Origin of the sequence: Legionella micdadei (genome assembly GCF_000953635.1) — a bacterium.
Classification (GTDB): domain Bacteria; phylum Pseudomonadota; class Gammaproteobacteria; order Legionellales; family Legionellaceae; genus Tatlockia; species Tatlockia micdadei.
Genome location: NZ_LN614830.1, coordinates 945,055 through 963,772, shown reverse-complemented (window position 1 = coordinate 963,772; position 18,718 = coordinate 945,055). Strand labels below are relative to the sequence as shown.

The window sequence follows — 18,718 nt, the reverse complement described above, 5'->3', positions numbered from 1 at the left end:
CTACTTGCGCCGATTTGAAACTCAGCTTGCGGGCGCTCATTTGTGTGGCTTAAAAACCATGCTCTTGTAAATACGGCTAAAGCGGGTGGGTACCTCCCTCACTTTCTTAGCACCCCGCATCCTGTATACCCTAGGTTGATGTGATGATTGAATTAAACGGATTAACAAAATCCTATAATGAAGCCGTTGCTTTACGCAGCGTTAATTTATTTATTCAAGAAGGTGAAATATTTGGCATAATAGGCAAAAGTGGGGCGGGAAAATCCACTTTATTGCGCACTATCAATCTATTAGAGCAACCCGACTGCGGTGAAGTCATTGTGGATAACGAAACTATTACCGAACTATCCCCCGGTAATTTACGGAAAGCCCGCCATAAAATGGCAATGATTTTCCAGCACTTCAATTTACTGAATTCCAAAACGGTTTATGACAATATTGCCCTCCCTATGCGTATTCAGGGGATTGATGAAGAAACCATTAAAAATAAAATTGATGAATTGCTGCCCTTGGTGGAGCTTTCGGCAAAAGTTGATGCTTACCCACATCAACTCAGTGGCGGACAGAAACAAAGAGTTGCTATTGCTCGTGCCCTAAGTTGCTCACCTAAAATTTTACTTTGTGACGAAGCAACTTCTGCTTTAGATCCAGAAACAACAAATTCCATCCTTGAGTTACTTAAAAAAATCAACAAACTCTACGGGATAACTATCGTATTAATCACTCACGAAATGGAGGTAGTGAAACGAATTTGCCATCGCCTCGCAGTGATGGAAAATGGTGAGATTGTCGAGACTGTTGCCCTATCTAATGTTTTTGCCAAACAAGAAAGTGTAGCAAAATCAATGCTTTATGCACAATTGAGCCCTCAATTACCTGCTTGCTTAAGCTCAAGTTTATCTAACATTCCAAATAATAAACCTTTATTACGTTTGTTTTTTCAAGGCGAAACAGCAACAGTGCCTTTCATAAGCAAAACGAGTCGTGAATTACACCTGGATATTAATATCCTTCTCGCTAATATCGACCGATTTGATACGGTTACCTGTGGCGTTTTAGTCGTTGAATTGACAGCAAATGAAGTTTTATTGGAGCGATTTATCGGACGCTGCGAAGAAGCTAATCTAACTGTGGAGATTTTAGGTTATGTCACTGACAATGTTCTATGATTTGCTAATAGCCAGCGGTGAGACGCTCTACATGGTTATTGCCAGTACACTATTCGCTATCTTGCTAGGGCTACCTTTAGGTACTCTTCTTTTTACGAGCAACAAAATTAAACCTCATGCTTGGATCAGTCGATTTATTTCCGGATTAATTAATATAAGCCGCTCGATTCCCTTCATTATCTTGCTGGTTGCATTAATTCCTTTTACTCGATTTTTAGTTGGGACCTCCATTGGGATCCATGCAGCCATGGTTCCGTTGACTTTAGGAGCTACTCCTTTTTTTGCTCGTTTAGTCGACAATGTCTACCAAACCCTGCCCTATGGTTTAATCGAGGCCGGATTCTCAATGGGGGCCAGTACTTGGCAGATGATTCGCCTCATTTTGTTACCCGAGGCTTTTCCTGCGTTAATTCAAGCCGTCACAGTGACAGCAATTACTCTCGTTAATTATTCTGCTATGGCAGGTACAGTTGGTGGAGGCGGTTTAGGTGATTTAGCCATTCGTTATGGCTATCAACGCTTTAATGTGGTGATAATGTTAGCAACAATTTTAATCTTAATCGTGATTGTTCAATTAATTCAAATGGGAGGAGATCGGTTGGCGCGTCATTACTCGCACAATTAGCCAATATCCCCTAAAGTTATTACTCATCATTTCTGGAGAGTTTAATGCGTATTTTCAGTGTTTTTGTTTTGTTAATAAGTTTAGTCGCTTGCAACAAGCCTTCACCTAATACTTTGACAGTAGGCACTATTGCAGGCCCTGAAACAGACTTAGTAGAAGTAGCAAAAGATGTTGCGCAAAAACAATATGGCTTAACCATTAAAATTGTTGAATTTAATGACTACAATTTACCCAATGAAGCCCTGCAAGACGGCAGCCTGGATGCTAACGTTTATCAACATTTGCCTTATTTACAAGCCGCTATTAAAGCTCATGGCTACAACTTAGAACCCATTGGCAAAACGTTCGTTTATCCTACAGGAATTTATTCACATAAAATCAAATCGCTAACTCAATTACCAGAACGGGGCACAGTCGCAATACCCAATGATCCAAGCAACGAGGCGCGCGCCCTCTTACTGTTGCAAAAGGCTGGGTTAATTGATTTAAAAAATGCTAGCCTGGCTACAGTGGCAGATATTACTAATAACCCTAAACACCTCGTCATCAAAGAACTCGATGCCGCACAATTGCCACGCATTTTAGATGATGTTGATGCTGCAGTCATTAACACCACTTTTGCTATTCCAGCTGGCTTAAGTCCTTCGCGGGATGCCATTTTTATTGAAGGTAAAGATTCCCCTTACGCTAATTTGATTGTGATTCGACGGGACAGCGCTAAGAAACCGCAATTGGAAGAGTTTGTTAAAGCGATGAATTCACCAGAAGTAAAAAATAAAGCGAAAGAACTTTTTGGCGACTCAGCAATACCCGCTTGGTAAGGAGAACGCTTAAGCCTTAGTTAAGCATTTAATGTTATACTTTTTATATACTGTACGTGCGCAAAATCTATTAGCAGGTGAACCATGGCTGATCTTAAAGTTAAAAGCGACCTTGAAGCAGAAAGTACCGTTGAAAAAAAGAAAGTGTATAACCACTACATACGCAGTCTTAAAGACAGCGGCGGTTTGCCCAGCACCAACAATTTTAACGATTTCGAATCGAATCGAGTAAAAGGTGCTGACGGCTTTGCTAAAGTTAAAGCGCCTGATGGGACAACGATTGCTGAAAAATTAAAAGCAGCCGCTCCTCCAGAAGCTGCCTTAGCTAAAGATAAAATAGCTGGTGCTCTTAAAGAAACGGATCCCTATAAGAATGCAAAAAAAGCGTTTAACACCAACTTGGCCAATTTAAATACTCTTTTACAATCCGGGAAATACACTCTTTGTGATGCCGGTTCTTATTTGCTAGACGCTAAAAACACTGCCGTGAGCGCGATAAAAGCACAACATGCGCAAGAGAAAGATAAATTAACCAAACTATTTGACGAGACTCAGGGGCCTGAAAGTGTTGCATTCAGAAATGAAATGAAAACAGCCCTCGGCTGCAGTGATGCCCAACTCAATGCAATTAAAAATGAAATGATTTCGGAGTTGACTAAATCGCAGAATGAAGAATTGAAAAAATTTGAAAAATCGCTGCAAGATGACGCCAACAAACTTTTTAAAAGAGCTGAACAAGAATGGTATCGCCTTTCCTTCTTAGGGCAAAGATACTCAATCTCTTCTAACTCGATATTTTCTAAACAGCTGAGCAAAGAAATTGAGGCCATTTCAGCAAACGCCAACCAACATGGTGAAAATCTTTCTATAGGCACAGGCAAAAAAGGCTCAGCCCTACTCAAAAATGTTGACCCAGCGAAACTACAAACTCACATTACCCTATCGGGTAAAACTCTCCAGGCAGGCGAGGATGGCTCTCTCAGTACGCAGTTTAGGCGATGGTTCCAATCTGACGCCGATATCTATGAAACGATAACCAGCATGGCCGAAGAAATGAAAGCTCGTGGATGCGAATCCATTACCATTCGTGTCAACAATGCTACAGATCCCAAATTAGCCGCAGAAATTGGCCGCAAAGCTTATGAATCCGCTATTTTGGCCGGTTTTGACCCTAAAAAAATAACCATTGAAGTGAATGGCGAACCCAAATATAAACACGATGACAAAGGCAAACCTGAGAAGACTGATTTATTTAAAGAACATCCTCAACGACTTAAATTTGCCCAGGAAAAAGCAACACAAATCGCTGCCAATAGGGATGCTGCACTTAAGAATCCCGCTAATCAAGCTAACTTGAAAAACGAATTGCAAAGGCTAAGACAAGAGCAAGAAGCGGCCGAACAAGCCGCTCCTGCTAACCTAGGGGTAAATTAATTCGTTATCTTCCATTTATCTGAATTACTCCTTTTTAATACCTAAAGTGTAAATAGGTTTGCTGGGCAATAGCCCAGCGTCATATTGAAAATAATTTGCTCCCCCTCACTACCCATCAAAAATTAATGCTTGTATGCTCAATGGACGCAAACTCTGGATTAGATAAAGCTCTTTTTATCACTTTTCAGTTTGATTTATCGTAAATAATCCAGATAAAATTGATTCTTAAATTTTATGGATCGAGGGAGCAGATCTACTTGATATCAAGATCGCTAATTACCAGGCGCATTTTTTGGAGTTTGTTAGCCCTTCTCATCACAATGCTTGCCTTCTGGTTAATCCTCACTTATGACAAAGGATCTAAACCAGCAAAAAATGTCTCTCCCATACTCCACATCGATGGACGCCTAGTTATTCCTCCAGAATCCCCTTTACGGCGATTCATTGTCATTAAACCGGTGGTAGAGCAATTAGTTATTACGCCTTTTACACTTCCGGCCATTATTGAAGCTGATCCCGCTAAGCTAATTAAAGTACAACCCCCCCTTTCCGGACGGATAACGAGCATCAATAAACGACTCGGTGATCAAGTCAATGCAGGGGATATTTTATTTACCATTGATTCAGCCGATCTCGCTCAAGCTTTAAGCGATGTTGAAAAAGCCAAGGCAACTTTAATTTTTGCAGAGGCGAATCTGAAGCGTCAACAACGATTAAGTGTCTCAAATATTAATGCTCGGCGTGATCTACAGCAAGCTCAAAGTGATTACGAGCAAGCAGTAAGCGAATTATTGAGGGCGAATGCACGATTGAAAGCCCTCCGAGTCGAAAACACGAATATCAAAGACAGTCTATTGGCAGTTCGTTCCCCCATTTCCGGCCAAGTCACCGAGTTAAATGCAGCAATAGGGAGTTATTGGAATGACATAACAGCGCCTGTCATGACTGTAGCCAATCTATCGACCGTATATATTAATGCAAGCGCCCAAGAAAAAGATCTAAAACACCTGTACGTTGGGCAAGATGTTGATGTTGTGATCGATGCTTACCAACAACATTTTCGATCTAAGGTTGATTACATAAGCCCTTTGCTCAACCCAAATACCCGTACCGTTGATGTGAGTATGCTATTTGAGAATAAATTGGGACAATTAAGGCCTAATATGTTTGGCAAAGCCGTTTTCTTAAGCCAACCTCACAAACGGATCGTCCTTCCCTTGACCACAGTTATCCAAAGAGGGTTCGATAGTATCGTTTTTGTTGAAGTAGCACCCTGGCAATTTGAACCACGTCTGCTCGAACTGGGTCCCCAATTGCATAATCAAGTTGAAGTGCTTTCTGGGCTAAAGGCTAACGAACGGGTTGTAGTCAAAGGGGGAATTATACTCAATGGTTGAGACTATAGTTAGACAATGCTTTCATCGACGTGGTATTGTCGCTCTCGTCTTTGTCTTTGTTTGTTTTTATGGCTATTACTGCTGGACACAAATCCCACTCGAGGCTTATCCCGATATCGCCCCCACGACCTCGCAAGTCGTCACACAGGTGAATGGACTTGCAGCAGAAGAAGTTGAACAGCAAATTACTATCCCTTTAGAGCGTGAGATTATGGGGACACCCGGTATCAGCGTGATGCGCTCAAGAAGTACCTTTGGCTTATCATTGATTACGGTTGTATTCCAGGATGGTTCAGAAGATTATTGGTCACGTCAACGGTTATTGGAACGCATTAATAATGTAAACCTACCTTATGGAGCCCAACCGGGTTTAGATGCGCTAACCTCACCCATCGGTGAAATCTATCGCTACACACTTGACTCAAAAACACGGACCTTACGTGAATTATCTGAATTGCAATTTTGGAAAGTTATTCCAAGGCTAAAGCAAGTTCCGGGAGTAACCGATGTCGCCAATTTTGGCGGTGTCACTACTCAGTTCTTGCTAGAGTTTGATCCAATAAAATTAGCAAAATACCATCTTTCGTTGGGAAAAATTATTCAGGCAATCAACAATAACAATGCTAATGCCGGCGGAAGTATCATGGTGCGCGGTGAACAAGGTATTGTCGTACGGGGTGTAGGTTTAATCCGTAGTTTAGAAGATTTTGCAAATATTCAAGTCACACAAGATAATGGCGTACCCGTTTTTATTAAAGACATCGGTAAAGTGACTTTGGGTCACAAACAACGTCATGGGATAGTTGGAAAAGACAATAATCCTGACGTAATTGAAGGCATCGTGCTTTTACTCAAAAAGGAAAACCCCTCTCGTGTCATGAAAGGCGTCCAAGACGCAATCAATGAACTGAATGAAAAAATCCTACCGAGGGACGTCAAAGTTGTCCCTTATCTCAATCGCAATGATCTTGTTCATGCGACTGTGCATACCGTCGGTAAAACCCTTTTTGATGGAATGACGATGGTAACGCTTGTTCTTCTCTTTTTTCTTGGGAGTATACGTGCTGCAGCCATTGTTGCGATCACCATCCCAATTTCATTACTGACCGCTTTTATCCTAATGTACAACTTTAATATCCCCGCCAACTTATTGTCACTCGGTGCTATTGATTTCGGGATTATTGTGGATGGCGCGATAGTGGTAATGGAGAATATTTTGCGCCGTCGTGAAGCAAATGAAGAAGCGACGCTAACGGAAGAAGAAGTACTAAAATCAAGCCTACAAGTCACTCAGCCCATTTTCTTTGGTATTCTGGTGATCATCACAGCGTACTCAGTGCTTTTCGCATTTCAGCAAATCGAATACAAATTATTTTCCCCAATGGCATTTGCAGTGGGTTTTGCCTTAATTGGTGCCTTGTTGGTGGCTCTAACCTTAATTCCAGGCTTAGCTTATTGGGCGTATCATAACCCCATAAAAATATATAAAAACAGGGTCCTCACTTGGTTGATGCCTCGCTATGAAGCTTTATTAAGGCGATTAGTAGGCCGCAATAAATTGGTGGTCAGTCTTTTTGCCGCAACTCTTGTATTAGTTACTTTTTTGGGCATGTGGATTGGTCGTGATTTTTTACCTTACTTAGATGAAGGATCAATCTGGCTACAGGTTACCTTACCTCCAGGAATTTCGCTGGAAAAAGCAACCGAAATGGCCAATGAAATACGTTCAGCCACATTGGAATTTAAGGAAGTGGATCATGTCATTTCTCAAGTAGGACGAAACGACGAGGGTACAGATCCTTTCACACCCTCACACATTGAATGCGCAATCACCCTCCATCCTTATAACACTTGGAAATCTGGTTGGACTAAACAGGATCTGATCAAACATCTTTCCGAGCGGTATATGCAATTAGCTGGAGTCCATGTTGCATTTTCTCAACCCATGATTGACGGAGTATTAGATAAAGTAGCAGGCGCTCATAGTGATTTGGTGGTAAAAATTTTTGGCAACAACCTTATTGGTGTACGTAAGATTGCCAATTCTGCAGTACGGATTTTGAAATCCGTGCCAGGTGCAAAGGATGTGATCATCGACCAAGAACCTCCTATGACTGAATTTCGTATTGATGCAGATCGTAAGGCCATTGCACGATTAGGAATTAATATCTCAGATATTATGGACGTTATCCAAACGGGCATAGGCGGGAACCCCATTACCAAGATTTATATTGAAGATCGAAGCTATGATGTCACGGCAAGATTCCAACCCACCACGAGAAACAATCCACAGGCGATTGGCAATCTTCTCCTAACCGCCGATAATGGCGCTCAAGTTGCGCTTTCACAACTTGCGAAAATTAAATTCATTGAAGGACAAACCGTAATCACTCGTGAAATGAATAAACGCCAACTTACTGTACGCCTAAACCTTCGCGGACGGGATTTAGCTTCGTTTACTGAAGAAGCCCAAAAACGACTTGAAAATGAACTTCATTATGATCACACGCGTTATCAAATCACTTGGGGTGGCCAATTGGAAAATCAACGCAGAGCCCAGGCACGCCTTGCGATTATTATTCCAATGTTGCTTGGTCTGATGTTCGTGCTTTTATTCTCCCAATTCGGTAACTTACGCCAGCCGGGATTAATTCTTTTGGCAGTACCGCTGGCGATGGTTGGTGGTTTAGTTGCACTCCTGGCAAGAGGTATGACTTTCAATGTATCAAGTGCAGTGGGCTTTATTGCCTTGTTCGGAGTCGCTGTCTTAAATGCCATTATTATGATTGCCAACTTAAATCGCTGGCAACGACAACCTGAAATCAGCAGCTTAAAAGAAGCAGTAATTCATGGGGCTAAGGAACGAATGCGGCCTGTCTTAATGACTGCTACCGTAGCTGCTATTGGTATGATTCCAGCGGCTTCTGCCCATGGTCTTGGTAGCGATGTACAGCGCCCATTGGCTACTGTCATTGTTGGTGGTTTAATTACAGCAACAGCCCTCACTCTCGTTTTATTACCAGGTTTGTACTATTTAATTGAAGAACGATTCCTGGCTCGTAAAGCAAAAAAAGCAGCAAATTCAAAAAGTAAGGAAGAGTAATGATCAGAACCTTCCAAAGCAAAAAAGGTAATAGGCTAAATACACCATCATGGGGATCCTTGAACCAAAAGCTACCTTTCTTTGCATTGATTATGCTTAGCTTCTTGGTCAGCGGATGCAGATTTGGTCCCGATTTTCTGCGTCCTCCTCCACCGACGATAAGCCGTTATACTGATAAACCTATACCTTCACGTACAGCATCTGCCCCGACGACAGCAGGAAAAAGTCAATGTTTTGTGACGAATAAAGATATCCCTGCTGAATGGTGGGAAATTTTTCATTCAGAAACGCTTAATCAGCTCATCAAAGAAGCGCTTATCGCTAATCCGGATTTGCGCGCAGCGGATGCAGGATTACGCATTGCTCAAGAGACTGCTTTAGCTCAGCGCGCTTTTTTTTGGCCAAGGGTTGATGCCAACCTAAATGTTACACGTCAAGAAACAGCCCATACTTTAACACCAGTTGTTTCTACCAACTCTTTCTTTTACACGTTGATTACACCGCAGCTCACTGTTTCTTATGTGCCCGACGTTTTTGGCTTAAATCGCCGACAAGTCGAATCATTAGAAGCACAAGTCGCGAGTGAAGTTTTTCAGAGGGAAGCGTTGGCTTTAACTATCACCACTAACATTGTGATGGCTGTCATTCAAGAAGCTTCTTTGCGCGCTCAAATCCAAGCCACGCTGCGCAGCATCGCCATAGGTAAGAAACAACTTCAATTATTACGTATCGAGCATAATACAGGGGAAATTGGCTTAGCAGGGGTTGCAGCACAAGAAGCAGCTTTAGCACAACTCGAAGCTAACCTGCCTCCTCTACAAAAACAACTCGCCCAGCAACACCATTTAATTAGTGTACTTTGCGGACACTTCCCTAACGAAATGCTAGTTAAGTTCAATCTGAATCAACTTAACTTGCCACGGGAACTACCTTTTAGTGTTCCTGCCGCACTGGTAGAACAGCGTCCTGATATCCGGGCAGCAGAATCACAAATTCATGCAGCAAGTGCACTTATCGGTGTAGCTATTGCACAACGTTTACCGAATCTATTACTAACCGCTGCCGGTGGCTCAGCTGCATTGACGCCTGAAATGCTACTTAATACAAATACCCTTTTCTATGCTTTAACAGGAAACGCAGCACAAACCCTCTTTGCTGCAGGGATGCTAAAACATCGACAACGTGCAGCGGTGGCTGCCTTTAAACAAGCCGATGCTCAGTACCGTAGTGTCGTTTTATCTGCCTTTCAAGATGTAGCGGATACCTTAAAAGCGATTCAGTTTGACGCAATAAATTTAGAAACGGCCCAAAAGGCTGTCCAAGCTTCCCGCAGAAGTCTCTCGATTGCTCAGCAACAATGGAAAGCTGGGGAAGTTAGCTATCTTGAAGTCCTTAATGCCGAGCAAACTTATCAACAAGCACTCATTACATTGGTTCAAAACCAGGCTAATCGTTTTGTTGATACAGCAGCATTGTATCAAGCTCTTGGTGGAGGTTGGTGGAATCGGGGAGCATCGAAAAAAACGGTTGTTGTGCAAAACGATAATTGCGTACTGAGATCTAAAAAGGGTTGATTGATCTATTGCTTAGCGAATTAAAAATGATATATTTATTAGTTAGCTACCCCGGATAAGGAATTCCAAAATATGAAACCTATTAATGCCTATTTAAAAATCAATATCATTACTCAGGTCATCCTTATTTTTCTTTTGCTTGTTTTTCTACTTAACGAATCGTTTGCTAAAACGGGGTTCCATGCGAATCGTGAAGGTGTTGGTCGATGTCATAAGATAGCTGGCTACCAGAACAGCAAGAATGTGACAGCCTTAACAGATTGTAAATGCTAGATATAAAATAAACCATATTTAAAAACATAGACTATGTCTTGCATGCTTAAGTTGATATCAACAAAGCCCTTCATACAGAGTTTTCAATATCAGCCAAAACAACGGCTTTGAGATTGAATTTGGATAACCAGGGTATCATAGAATGAACTAGTTGTCCTCGACTGATACCCATTAATCATGAAAGGGGTGGAAAATTCCTCCCTTTTACCTTAACTATTTTTACAACTTACAGGAATTTTTGTAGGATCTTCATCAATTTCAACAATTGTAGCTAACTGGGGCTTGTTTTGAAAAAAATTACCCCTTGTTCTCCTGGGTACAGGTCCGTCTATATTTGGATTAAATTCGGTCGAAACTTTACGAACAGCCTCGACAATAGTTTTTTTATTTCCAGTTTCATGTTTTTTCATTTAGTTTTCCTAGCAATAATGATTAGATAATCTGTGAGGCAATTGTATTAACTTATTATCAAAAAGCAAATTTTTTTTGCATTTCATACTTGAATAGAGGGCAAGAAATGGTCTCATTCTTTAAGTGGCTAAAATCTATTATAAATATCGAACCGCACTGTTTTACCTGAAACACTTAACGTTGGTTTCTGAATGGGTGGCAAATGCTGTGGCCACTTCATTACCACTCTCCCCAAAGTCTTGGACATTGCCAGCTCTAATAAGGCGGGTACATCAAGATCAACACCAATTAATTGCTGCAATGCCTGCATATCCTTCTTCACTAACGCCGTCTTCTGGCGTTGAGGATGCATCGGATCAATATAAATGATGTCAGGATAGTTTTCCTCTGACAAATGCTGTAGATAACTTAGAGCATCCACGTGGTATAGTTTAAGTTTTAAAATTTCCTTCGAGCGCTCATCTTGACGCTCTAAGGCGTCATTAAGCAAAGCAGCCATAACCGGATTACGCTCAAGCATTAATACTTCCGCACCAAAACTGGCCAACACAGCCGCATCTCTCCCCCATCCAGCTGTCACGTCAATAATTCTAACTCCAGATCCTGGCTTGCAAGCCCGAACAAGACCCTGTTTTTTTCCCTCATCTCGACGTTTTTGCCAAGTTTTACTTGCAAAATCAGCATATAAGGAGGAAAAATTTCCCATTTTCAGCACTAATTTATCCGCTGTAACAAGCAATTGCTGCTGCGCATTATTATCAATAACGAGATGCAACTGCTCTTGTAGCTGCTTTGCTTTTGCTAAAAGCGCATCCGATTCATATGCTATTGCTAACGTGCTCATGAACTAGCCAACAGATGATCCACGCACTGAGCAAGTGAATTAAAAACGGGGACATGAAGATACGCTTGCAAACCAACACGATCTGTCATAGGTGACAATACCAACATGGGTGTTGCTCCAGCGGCTTCAGCAGCTTGAATGTCAGAGACCCTGTCACCAATAAAGGGTACACCAATTAACGGGCAATTAAAACGCTCAGCTAAAGCCAAAAGCATGCCTGGTCTCGGTTTGCGACAAAAGCATTGCTCATACGGCATGTGGATACAATATTCAATGGCCTCAATCTCGCCCCCAGCTTCACGCACTAGATTAAGCATTTTGGCATGAATAGCAGCGAGTTCTGCTTCATCATAATACCCGCGCGAAACACCCGATTGATTGGTAGCAACCCCAATACGATAACCTGCGGCCGTTAAACGGGCGATCGCCTGAATACTGCCAGGGATAGGAATAAATTCTTCTGTGGACTTGATGTAATGCAGGGAGTCCTGATTGATTACGCCATCCCTATCTAAAAGCACAACCTTGTTCATAGTAAACGATCTCTCCGCACTTAGGAACGGCCGTATTTGGCTCATCTTGCGAAAAAAATGGCAAATTTTTCTATAAAAACAGCTTTGTTTCCCTGTTTTTAACAGGGAAACATTCTGTCATTATTCTCGCAACCTGTGCTCAAATTCGACCGTTCGAGTAAACATCAGCACAGGAGACCTGATCTATTACTGTTTTATAAATTCAATTGCAACAAGGAAATATCAGCCACGCCCTGAAGCAATTTTTGTAATCGAGTAAGTAAGTTTAGACGATTCATTTTAATTGCTTGCTCATCCACCATCACCATTACGTGTTCAAAAAATGCATCCACAGGCTCTCGTAAACTCGCAAGTTGCGTTAGAATTTTACCATAGTCCTCATTTGCATAAAGTGGTTTAACCATTTCCTCCATCGCCTTAAGATGAGCAAAAAGCGCCTTCTCTGCCCCTTCTTCCAGCAAATTTTCATTAATGGCCTCAACTTTAGCTTCAGAGTGCTCAGCTTGCTGCAACAGGTTATGTACACGCTTGCATGCTGCAGATAGCACTGCTGCCTCTGGCAAGCTAACAAAAGTAGCTAATGCATTGATTCGTTTATCAAAATCATAAAGCCAATCCTCCTGCCGTGCACGAACCGCTAGGACTAGGTCTGTGCTTAAACCGAGTCCTTGATAATGGGATTGCATACGCTCGAGGATAAAAGGCTTTAATTCAGCAACTAATTGTTCGGCTGCGGGTAAGGTATTGCCATAAATTCTAAGTGATTGAGCGATTAAATCGGCTAATTTAAGCTCAGTTGGCGTAGCGATTAACATTCGCACCACCGCTAAAGCGTGACGCCGCAATTTAAAAGGATCTTTTACTCCAGAGGGTTTTTGCCCAATCGCAAAAATGCCAACTAATGTATCCATGCGATCGGCAAGCGATAAGGCTAACCCTAATTCCGAATCGGGGATTTGATCACTAGCAAAACGAGGCATGTATTGTTCATTTAAGGCAACGGCTACGTTTTCAGGCTCGCCATCGTGCTTAGCATAATAATAACCCATCAATCCCTGTAACTCGGGAAATTCACCTACCATACCTGTCATGAGATCACATTTACAGAGTTCTGCAGCACGGCAAGCTTGTTCTTTATCCAAGCCGAGTGGTGTCGCTAAAAAAGCCATCAACGTTTTTAGCCGCATCGCCTTATCTTGCAAACTGCCTAACTGTGCTTGGAAAACCACTTTTGCAGTACTTGGAATATGCCGGCTTAAAGGTTGCTTTTTATCTTGGCGAAAGAAAAATGCGGCATCACTCAATCTTGCACGCATCACTTTTTCATTGCCCACAGCAACTTGAGAAGGATTTGAACTGCTAATATTAGCAACGGTGATAAAATGGGGTAGTAATTGGCCTGCATTGTTGCGCAAAGCGAAGCATTTTTGATGAGCCTGCATAGCAGCAATCAAAGCCTCCGGAGGTACCTCTAAAAACTCCTCTTCAAAATTTGCCAACAGCGCCTGCGGCCACTCCACAATGGAAGTCACTTCATCAATTAGCGCATCTGGCATTACTGCTTCTGCGTTATACCGGTCAGCAAGTTCCCTTACTTGGGAGACAATTAAATCGCGCCGCGCATTAAAATCGGCAATCACATAGGCATCTCTCAATAATGAGTCATAATGTTTCACTTTATCGATTTTAACAGCTTGCGGATGATGGAATCGATGTCCAAAAGTGTAACAGCCTGTTTGCACGCCCAAAATACGACAATCGACAACCTCGTTACCAAATAGCAAGACAGCCCAATGAACTGGACGCGCAAACTCATCATCCCCCATCCCCCAACGCATTGGCTTTGCAATGGGCAAATTCGCTAAGGCTTGGCTAACCATTGTTGGTAATAAATCTTTTGTTTTTGCGCCCTGGGTGATTGCTTCGTGAACCAACCATTCACCCTTATCTGTTTTGCTAATCGTCAAATTCTCGACAGCAACACCACAAGATTTAGCAAAACCAAGTAAAGCGGGAGTTGCCTGTCCATTATTGTCATAAGCAGCGGCTAAGGCAGGTCCTCGGCGTGATACCGTTTGGCTTGGTTGTTCATCTTGCACATCATCAATTAAAACAGCTAGACGTCTTGGCGTTGCAAATCTTCGCACCTCCCCATAACGGATTTGTGCTTTATCGAAAGCTGCGATTAAATTTGTCGCTAATGCATCAGCCAATGGCCAAACAGCACCTGAAGGAAGCTCTTCACAACCTAATTCAAATAAAAAATCGTTTGCCATTACACACCTTTCTGCATAGGAAAACCCAGCGCTTCACGCGCATCATAATAAGCTTGCGCTACAGCTCTAGATAGATGACGCACTCTTAAAATAAATCGTTGCCGCTCTGTCACAGAGATGGCTCGTCTCGCATCTAATAAGTTAAATGAGTGAGAGGCTTTCATAACCATCTCATATGCCGGTAAAGGAAGATTTAAAGCAACTAATTTTTGTGCCTCAGCTTCATAATAGTCAAATTGCTGAAACAAAGCATCCACATTGGCATGTTCAAAATTATAAGCTGACATCTCCACTTCATTTTGATGAAAAACATCACCATAGGTAACTAGGGCATTAGCAGTGTTAGCCCAGGGTAAATCGAATAAATTGTCTACACCGAGAGCATACATCGCAATTCGCTCAAGCCCGTAGGTTAGCTCGCCGGTGATTGGCTTACAAGCGAGCCCTCCGACTTGCTGAAAATAAGTAAACTGCGATATTTCCATCCCATTTTGCCATACTTCCCAACCTAAACCCCATGCACCTAAGGTAGGGGACTCCCAATTATCTTCCACAAAACGGATGTCGTCAGCCAAGGGGTCAACCCCAAGGGCATGCAATGAATCAAGATATTTGTCTTGAATATCGAGCGGGGAAGGCTTTAACACAACTTGGAACTGATAATAGTGCTGTACTCGATTCGGATTCTCACCATAACGCCCATCAGTTGGCCTTCTAGAAGGTTGTACATAGGCTGCTGACCAGGCTTCCGGTCCAATTGCTCTTAAAAAAGTCGCCGGATGAAATGTTCCCGCGCCTACTTCCATATCCAAAGGTTGTAATATTACACACCCTTGGCCAGCCCAAAATTGCTGGAGGGCTAAGATAATATCTTGAAAAGTACTTGGTTTTGTCATGTTTATCTCAAAATACGAATACAGCTCTAGAATGGCGGGGTTCAAAACCCCCAAGAATTAGTCAAAAATCACGTCAAGATGAGTTATTTTAACACAATTACTGCCGCCCCGCGAGTGAAGGGTGGTCATCACGCAGGTTGGTCGTTTGATCCAACCAACTCACCAGCCTCTCACTGCGGTCAGGACGGCAACTCCAATAATTCGTTAAGAATTTGAACTTTCTTTCTTGACTAATTCCTGTAAGGATTCCTCACTTGCAGCGCCTGGTATAAAAGCTGGTGTGCTTCCATCTTTCAGCTTGCCATCAGAAGTTGCCGCGATAATGAAGGCTGGAGTTCCCATTAAATGCAGTTTTTCGGCTAATTGACGATTTGAATCGAGGGCATCGTTCACTGTTTGACTAGACATATCGGTTTTGAATTTTGTCATGTCTAAACCGAGGGATTTAGCCGTATCCATAATAACCTGATCATTTAGACGGTTTTCTTGCTTGATGAGGGCATCATGCATTGCCAAGTACTTGCCTTGCATTGCTGCAGCAAGGGCTGCTCTTGATGCAGAATCAGAGCTTTTGCCGAAAATAGGGAACTCTTTATAAACGACGCGTAGATTAGGATTTTGTTTCACTAAGTTGCTGATTACAGGTGCCATTTTCTTACAATGGATGCATTGATAATCGAAAAACTCGACCAGGGTAACATTGCCTTTTGGATTACCGGCCACAGCAAGTTTATCATTAAATATTTGGCTTGCGTTTTCTTGAATAGCCGCCTGTGCTTGAACTTGCATCGCTTGTTGTTGCTTTTGCTGTAAAGCTTGGGAGGCTTCAAGCAAAACTTCAGGATTATTAATTAAGTAATCATGAATCACTTGTTCAATTTGCTTCTTTTGTGCATCAGGCATTGTACCATTATTATTGTTCGCATCCGCAGCAATCGCAACAGGCATCGTCATTGCTGACATTAGAGCACCCGCTGTTAATAAATTTGTAAATTTCACTCCTAATCCCCTTACGATAATAATCAAAATGATTTTGCCCACAAAACGTAGCACCAGAGCAAGTTAAATTCAATATTTTATGCTAAGTTTTCTGCGGAAGATTTCTCATCTCTCAGCATGAGGCACAATCATCCTCTAAAACAGTTAAATTGGCATAGGCTAGAACTAACCATTTTGCACCTTCTTCCACGAATTTTACCTGCACGCGCGTATGAGCTCCAGATCCTTCAACAGCTAAAATAACACCCAGTCCAAATTTAGCATGCTTAACACTCTGCCCAAGTTTCAATCCTGCTTCATTTGCAGCAGAAGATTGTACTGTTTTTTGTGATAAAGGAGACTGAAACCGCGCTTTAACTCGCACTTCTTCGACTAGTTCTGAGGGTAATTCACGTAAAAATCGTGAAGGCCGGTGATATTCTTCTCGTCCAAATTGACGCCTTACTTCGGCATAAGACAAAATTAACTTTTCCATTGCCCGTGTCATACCGACATAACAGAGTCTACGCTCTTCTTCCAAGCGGCCTGGTTCATCCGCAATTTGTTTACCAGGAAACACGCCTTCTTCCATCCCTACTAAAAACACCAGTGGAAATTCCAAGCCTTTTGCTGAGTGGAGTGTCATCAGATGCACATAGCGTTCGTGTTCTGCCGCTTGCATTTCACCTGCTTCCAAAGAAGCATATGCCAAGAAAGAAACAAGCAAAGGTAGCTCACTCTCTTGTGCTTGCTCGTAACGAAATTGCTTGGCTGCATTCACCAGTTCCTGTAGGTTATCTAATCGGGATTCCGATTTATCACCTTTAATTTTTGCAAAATGGGCATATAAACCACTTTGTTCAATCACTGCACTTATTTGTCCATCTAATTCAAGATGGCTTGTTTGTTTCTGCAAATTTTCAATGAGTGTGATGAATTTCATCAACGATGTCGCAGCACGAGGCGGTAACAACTCTGCTTGCAAGGCAACTTTTGCAGCTTTCCACATTGAAATCTGCTCATTTTTGGCCGAAAAACGTATTTCTTCCAATGTCTTTTCGCCGATACCTCGGGTTGGAAAATTCACAACACGTTCAAATGCAGTATCATCATCACAATTAGCGATAAGGCGCAAATAGGCCAAGGTATCTTTGATTTCTGCCCGCTCAAAAAAGCGTACCCCCCCATGGATACGATAAGCGATACTAGCCCGCAGTAATGCTTCCTCCAAAACACGCGATTGCGCATTGGAACGGTATAAAATAGCAATCTCATCTGGATTGCGCCCGTGACTGATTTCCATGGCGATGCGCTCGCTCACAAAACGAGCCTCTTCCAATTCATTGAAAGCACTATAGACAACAATTTTTTCACCCGAAGCACCCGCGGTCCACAACGCTTTACCCATACGGGACTCATTATTAGTGATGAGCGCATTCGCAGCATCCAAAATAGTGGAGGTGGAACGATAGTTTTGTTCTAATCGAATAATCAATGTGTTTTTAAAATCTTGAGAGAATTGTTGAATATTTTCGACCTTAGCCCCTCGCCAACCATAGATTGATTGATCATCATCCCCGACTACCATAACCGAAGTATGTCCTCCGGCTAATAAGCGAATCCATGCATATTGGATAGTATTGGTGTCCTGAAACTCGTCCACCAAGATAGCCTGAAAACGCTGACGATACTGAGCCAGTATCTCTGGGTTATCACGCAACAGCTCATGAGAACGCAGCAATAGTTCAGCAAAATCAATAACCCCGGCAGTTTGGCAAGCTCGCTCGTATGCTTTATAAATTTCGACCAAAGTCCGACCAGGGCCATAGGGCAATACATGAACATGTTGTGGGCGTAGGCCCTCATCTTTGTTACTATTGATAAACGCTTGCGCTTGTTTTACAGGCCACTGATCCTCATCAAGATTGAGTGATGCAATGACACGTTTCACCACTCTTGCCTGGTCCTCGCTATCAAGAATGTGAAATTGCTCAGGTAAATTGGCTTCTTTATAATGACGTCGCAGTAAACGATGACATAACCCATGAAAAGTACCCACCCACATACCAAGCAATGGCACCTCCACGAGGCTATGCAGTCGTGTTCGCATCTCACCTGCTGCTTTATTGGTAAATGTGACTGCTAAAATCGCATGGGGCGATAAGTGTTGTTGTTCAATAAGCCAAGCTATTCGGCTGACTAATACGCGTGTTTTACCACTCCCAGCCCCAGCCAAAACTAATGTATTCCCTAAAGGTGCGGTCACCGCTTCACGTTGTCTCTCGTTTAATCCTTCAAGCAGTGCTGTCATTGTCATAAATCTATCCAAATCAAAAATTGTCTGTGCATTATCTTAAATTTAGCAGGCAAAAACAAAGCTAGGC

General features: G+C 42.4%; 15 protein-coding genes. 8 read left to right on the top strand and 7 right to left on the bottom strand.

Annotated elements, in window-relative coordinates; all coding sequences use genetic code 11:
- Window positions 1-143 precede the first annotated feature (143 nt).
- The 8 genes from LMI_RS04385 (at window position 144) to LMI_RS04350 (ending at window position 10,396) form a co-directional block, all read left to right on the top strand.
- Complete coding sequence (locus LMI_RS04385; RefSeq protein ID WP_045098705.1) at window positions 144-1,169, top strand: methionine ABC transporter ATP-binding protein; 1,026 nt, start codon at window positions 144-146, stop codon at window positions 1,167-1,169.
- The gene (locus LMI_RS04380; RefSeq protein ID WP_045098704.1) at window positions 1,147-1,794 is read left to right on the top strand and encodes a methionine ABC transporter permease; all 648 of its coding nucleotides are present in this window, start codon (window positions 1,147-1,149) and stop codon (window positions 1,792-1,794) included. The genes LMI_RS04385 and LMI_RS04380 overlap by 23 nt, the downstream gene beginning before the upstream one ends.
- A gap of 44 nt (window positions 1,795-1,838) precedes the next feature.
- A complete protein-coding gene (locus tag LMI_RS04375) occupies window positions 1,839-2,615 on the top strand; it encodes a MetQ/NlpA family ABC transporter substrate-binding protein (RefSeq protein WP_045098703.1) in 777 nt (258 codons plus the stop codon).
- A gap of 84 nt (window positions 2,616-2,699) precedes the next feature.
- Complete coding sequence (locus LMI_RS04370) at window positions 2,700-4,049, top strand: hypothetical protein (RefSeq protein ID WP_045098702.1); 1,350 nt, start codon at window positions 2,700-2,702, stop codon at window positions 4,047-4,049.
- A 257-nt stretch (window positions 4,050-4,306) separates the two neighbouring features.
- On the top strand, window positions 4,307-5,446 hold the full coding sequence (locus tag LMI_RS04365; protein ID WP_231852232.1) for an efflux RND transporter periplasmic adaptor subunit: 1,140 nt from the start codon (window positions 4,307-4,309) through the stop codon (window positions 5,444-5,446).
- Window positions 5,439-8,549 carry an efflux RND transporter permease subunit gene (locus tag LMI_RS04360; protein ID WP_045098700.1) on the top strand — a complete coding sequence of 1,037 codons (3,111 nt, stop codon included), beginning with the start codon at window positions 5,439-5,441 and terminating at the stop codon, window positions 8,547-8,549. Before LMI_RS04365 ends, LMI_RS04360 begins: the two co-directional genes overlap by 8 nt.
- Window positions 8,549-10,123 (top strand): efflux transporter outer membrane subunit, encoded by a 1,575-nt coding sequence (locus LMI_RS04355; protein WP_082050703.1) that lies wholly within the window; start codon window positions 8,549-8,551, stop codon window positions 10,121-10,123. Before LMI_RS04360 ends, LMI_RS04355 begins: the two co-directional genes overlap by 1 nt.
- Before the next feature lie 72 nt (window positions 10,124-10,195).
- Window positions 10,196-10,396 carry a hypothetical protein gene (locus LMI_RS04350; RefSeq protein WP_045098699.1) on the top strand — a complete coding sequence of 67 codons (201 nt, stop codon included), beginning with the start codon at window positions 10,196-10,198 and terminating at the stop codon, window positions 10,394-10,396.
- A gap of 209 nt (window positions 10,397-10,605) precedes the next feature.
- On the opposite strand, the gene LMI_RS04345 is transcribed toward LMI_RS04350, so the two are convergent.
- From LMI_RS04345 to uvrD, 7 genes are all read right to left on the bottom strand, one after another.
- Entirely contained in the window at window positions 10,606-10,806 is a 201-nt protein-coding gene (locus LMI_RS04345; protein WP_045098698.1) for a hypothetical protein, read from the bottom strand.
- Between the two features lie 128 nt (window positions 10,807-10,934).
- On the bottom strand, window positions 10,935-11,651 hold the full coding sequence (locus LMI_RS04340) for a class I SAM-dependent methyltransferase (protein ID WP_045098697.1): 717 nt from the start codon (window positions 11,649-11,651) through the stop codon (window positions 10,935-10,937).
- The gene (gene gmhB / locus LMI_RS04335) at window positions 11,648-12,184 is read right to left on the bottom strand and encodes a D-glycero-beta-D-manno-heptose 1,7-bisphosphate 7-phosphatase (RefSeq protein ID WP_045098696.1); all 537 of its coding nucleotides are present in this window, start codon (window positions 12,182-12,184) and stop codon (window positions 11,648-11,650) included. Before gmhB ends, LMI_RS04340 begins: the two co-directional genes overlap by 4 nt.
- Before the next feature lie 194 nt (window positions 12,185-12,378).
- Window positions 12,379-14,460 (bottom strand): glycine--tRNA ligase subunit beta, encoded by a 2,082-nt coding sequence (glyS, locus tag LMI_RS04330; protein WP_045098695.1) that lies wholly within the window; start codon window positions 14,458-14,460, stop codon window positions 12,379-12,381.
- Complete coding sequence (gene glyQ, locus LMI_RS04325) at window positions 14,460-15,356, bottom strand: glycine--tRNA ligase subunit alpha (protein WP_045098694.1); 897 nt, start codon at window positions 15,354-15,356, stop codon at window positions 14,460-14,462. Before glyQ ends, glyS begins: the two co-directional genes overlap by 1 nt.
- A 204-nt stretch (window positions 15,357-15,560) precedes the next feature.
- On the bottom strand, window positions 15,561-16,355 hold the full coding sequence (locus LMI_RS04320; protein ID WP_045098693.1) for a DsbA family protein: 795 nt from the start codon (window positions 16,353-16,355) through the stop codon (window positions 15,561-15,563).
- Window positions 16,356-16,467: 112 nt separating this feature from the next.
- Window positions 16,468-18,651, bottom strand: coding sequence for a DNA helicase II (gene uvrD / locus LMI_RS04315; protein WP_045098692.1), 2,184 nt, complete (start codon window positions 18,649-18,651; stop codon window positions 16,468-16,470).
- Window positions 18,652-18,718 lie beyond the last annotated feature (67 nt).